This is a genomic window from Paraburkholderia ginsengiterrae (genome assembly GCF_001645125.1).
Lineage (GTDB): Bacteria > Pseudomonadota > Gammaproteobacteria > Burkholderiales > Burkholderiaceae > Paraburkholderia > Paraburkholderia ginsengiterrae.
Window position 1 is genome coordinate 1 of sequence record NZ_LXKA01000239.1, and the last position, 457, is coordinate 457.

The window sequence follows — 457 nt, forward strand, 5'->3', positions numbered from 1 at the left end:
GATCTGCCTGCCGAGGCGGCCACCACCCTCCCCCCGCCGGCCTACCCCCGCCAATCCCACGTGATCGCGCCCGACCACCCCCGCACCCCCCCCCCCCCCCCCCCCCCCCGTTCCCCCCCCGTCCACCTGCCCCCCCCCCGCCCCCCGCCGGTGCTGTCCCCTCCTCCCCTGCCGTCGCCCTGCTCCTGCCAGTCCTCGCCGCCGCCGCGGCCCCTCGAGGCCTCCCCCCCCCTCCCACGCCCGCAGCCAGGTATCCGTGCTGTTCCTCCACCGCGACCGCTTCAAGGAGTTCGATGACCCGCTCGTCCACCGTTTCGGCCACACGCCCCTCCCCACCAACGCCATCCGCTTCCACCGCCAGGTCCCCTCACACGCCCTCCTCCCGCTTCTTGCTCACATCCGTTCCTCCTCCGCCACCGACCGCGCACCCACATCGCAGTTCTCCCCCTCGCCACCA

Annotated in this window: 1 protein-coding gene; it reads left to right on the top strand. The window is 75.1% G+C overall.

What is annotated here, in order from left to right; translation table 11 throughout:
- Positions 1 to 256 precede the first annotated feature (256 nt).
- On the top strand, positions 257 to 457 hold a 201-nt coding region (locus A6V37_RS41835; protein ID WP_208607876.1), incomplete at its 3' end, for a hypothetical protein.